The organism is Okeania sp. SIO3I5 (assembly GCF_010672085.1).
Lineage (GTDB): Bacteria > Cyanobacteriota > Cyanobacteriia > Cyanobacteriales > Microcoleaceae > Trichodesmium.
In genome coordinates this window covers 1-3,171 of sequence record NZ_JAAHHT010000451.1, presented here as the reverse complement: position 1 = coordinate 3,171, position 3,171 = coordinate 1, and the positions used below count along the sequence as shown (strand labels likewise).

Here is a 3,171-nt window from a genome sequence, read left to right as displayed (position 1 = left end):
CTGCAAAATAAGCACGAGAAGAATTTTTTAGAGTGTATTCAGCTTCCTTCAAATATGTTTCCGCAGCAAGCATTGAAGCTGCACTTTTATTTTCTCCATCTTTTTCTATACGATGCCATTTTGCTTTGATTTCCCAATAATCTCTTGCTCTTCTTCATTCATTAGATGACTCTGCTAAAAGAGCTGCTTTTTCAGCTAGAGCAGCATATTTTTGGGGATTACCAAGCTTATTGTTTTGTAAAAGTTTCATCAGTTCTGTTGATAACCAAAGAGGGTCTTCTCCTTGGTAGTAATCTAGAACTTTTTCTATATGTTCCACCACTTTTTCGACTTTATATTTAATTGTTTTTGCTAGTCGAAAAGCTCTTTGTATTCTGATAGATAAGGAACTCGAATTTCTAGGATGTTCTACTAAATTTATATAATTTTCTAAATTTATAGAGTTTTCTAAGTTTATAGCAGACTTTATATAAGCATTAATGGCAAGTTGAGTCATTTGAAAATAGCTTTTATTATGTCTTATACTCCATAAAATATCTGCTATTCTTGCTTAAAGTTCTGGGTCTGATATTTCAGGAGTAATTTCAGTTAAAAAGTTTAACTCCTCATCTATCAGCAAATCACATTTCCTGAAGATGTGAGTAAAATACTCCTCTGTTATTGTTACATTGTATAGAGTTACTTTGCCTAATATTCTAAATACAGTTTGTTGATGAATATTTCCTTTTTTTTTGCTTCCCGTGCTTTTTAAAAGAAACCTGTGGTGTACATTTCACACTCTCTCATTTCACTAACATTAACTATATCTTCCCAGCCAGAGTTAATAAAATATTCTTTAGTAAGAGGAGGATTAATAGATAACATATTTTCAGCTTTATTCTAAATTTTTCTCAGTATAGCAAATTAAATATGAAACAGAGAATTATCAAATAAAACGTAAGTATTTCCTGCGGAATGCTCTGCAAATAGCTATTAGCAGTCAGTTCTCAATTTTTCCTGGCTTATGATAATTTTTAATTCTCCTTTCAAATTAATTCCTACTCCAAAATAATGAATTAATAACTCATAGTTAATAGCTAATAGTTGACTGCTGAATGCTTACAATAAAACTCAAATAGCTTTTCGCAAAGCATTAATATCCGAACCACAAATTGCCTCTAAATTTCGAGTTATTTTCTCAATTTCCCAATCCCACCATTTAATTTCAAACAACTCTTTAATAATCTCTTCCTCAAATCTTTTCCGAATTTCCTTGGCAGGATTTCCTCCTACAATACTGTATGCTTCAACATTCCTTGTAACTACAGAATTTGTCGCAATAATTGCTCCATTTCCTACTTGAATACCAGGCATAATTGTTGCTCCATAACCAATCCAAACATCATTACCAATAACAGTATTTCCTTTATCTGGCCAAGAGTCAGGCATGGCTTTTTCCCAACCATTTTCAAATACAGGAAATGGATAATTTGTAAACCAATCAGTCCGATGATTTCCACCATTCATAATGAATTTTACATCAGAGGCAATAGAACAGAATTTACCAATAATTAATTTATCTCCAATAAAGTCAAAATGATAGAGAACATTCCGCTCAAAATTATCTGGATTATCAAAATCATCATAATAGGTATAGTCTCCCACAATAATGTTGGGATTGTTAATAATATTTTTTAAATAAACTAATCGGGTTTGATTAGGCATTGGATATTTAAGATTAGGGTTTGGACCGTTATTCATAATGTTTAAATGAAGGAAAAACAAAAAAAATTGATTTACAAAGTCTTGTTGATTATAATTGCCGATCGCGTAGCAAAATCCAGTTTTATCTTGCCGGAAAATCTAGTTTTATCCTATAGCAAAATCCAGTTTTATCTTGCCGGAAAATCTAGTTTTATCCTATAGCAAAATCCAGTTTTATCTTGCCGAAAAACCTAGTTTTATCCTATAGCAAAATCCAGTTTTATCTTGCCAGAAAACCTAGTTTTATCCTATAGCAAAATCCAGTTTTATTTTACCAGAAAATCTAGTTTTATTCCGTAGGAAAATCAAGTTTTATCGGCAAGCGAAACGTACTTTTCTCCCATAGCAAAAGCTACTTTTATCGCCAAGCGGAACAGAATTATATCGCTACTTATGCTTAACTATAGACCTTTTTATCAAAACATCACAAATGGTTTCTATAGAAATCCTATTTGAATTGTCATATTTTTGTGGAAAGCAGTTGAGTAGACTAAGCTATAACTTAGAAGTTTTTGCCATAAACTGTTAAAATAGTATTTTTGATATTTATCAATTTCAACTTAAAAGTTAACTCCCTGGAAAAACTAGATGAAACAAATCCTCTACCTAGAAGTACCTACACCAGATACAAAATCTGTTTGTCAATGGTTACAATCTCAATTTCAACCTGGTTTCGGCCAAAAAATTATCACTCCAGATGGCTTTATTATCAAATTTCCTGAAGCTCCTACTCAGGAAATTTCTGTATTTGTATGGTCATTACAACGAACTACCTATCTGAAAGTATTTGCCCAAGGAAATATATCTTCAATACAACAAAAATTCACCTCAAATTTAACTACTAATTTACGAAAAGAATTTCCTCTAAATTATCCAGAACCTCCCACAATCGATCTATCAAATCAGTCAATTTTTACAGCTTTAGCATCTCATTACCCTCTCACAGTCAAATACTTTCAAAAAATGCCTCGAGGAGAGTATGACCTCAACCGTTTATATTGGTGGGAAAAACGTTGGCGTGAAGCAGTTAAAAATCCTCAAAAACCAAAACAGGTACTTTGGAAAAAAGAATCTAGTACAAATAATAATTCAGTTGAATATGACTTGATTTATGTTGGTGGCGCTCTGGGAAGTATTCATGCAGCCATCATGGCAAAACTCGGATATAAAGTATTATTATTGGAACGTTTGCCTTTCGGTAAAATGAATCGAGAATGGAATATTTCTCGCTCCGAAATTCAGGGTTTAATTGACTTAGGTTTATTTACTAATACAGAAGTAGAAAACTTAATTGCTAGAGAATATAAAGATGGATTTAATAAATTTTTTGATGCTAATAACCCTGACTTTTGTAAAGCCAAAATTCTTCATACCCCGACAGTTTTAAATCTGGCATTAGATTCAGAAAAGTTACTGAGTCTATGTGGA

General features: G+C 32.0%; 2 protein-coding genes and 1 pseudogene. 1 reads left to right on the top strand and 2 read right to left on the bottom strand.

Annotated elements, in window-relative coordinates; genetic code table 11:
* Window positions 1–154 precede the first annotated feature (154 nt).
* Both F6K40_RS39510 and F6K40_RS39505 read right to left on the bottom strand, forming a co-directional pair.
* Complete coding sequence (locus F6K40_RS39510) at window positions 155–544, bottom strand: DUF7380 domain-containing protein (RefSeq protein ID WP_483143796.1); 390 nt, start codon at window positions 542–544, stop codon at window positions 155–157.
* Between the two features lie 566 nt (window positions 545–1,110).
* Window positions 1,111–1,740 carry a CatB-related O-acetyltransferase gene (locus tag F6K40_RS39505; protein ID WP_293145567.1) on the bottom strand — a complete coding sequence of 210 codons (630 nt, stop codon included), beginning with the start codon at window positions 1,738–1,740 and terminating at the stop codon, window positions 1,111–1,113.
* A 591-nt stretch (window positions 1,741–2,331) separates the two neighbouring features.
* On the opposite strand from F6K40_RS39505, the pseudogene F6K40_RS39500 reads away from it, so the two are divergent.
* Window positions 2,332–3,171: pseudogene (locus F6K40_RS39500) on the top strand (flavin-dependent dehydrogenase); the annotation flags it as partial.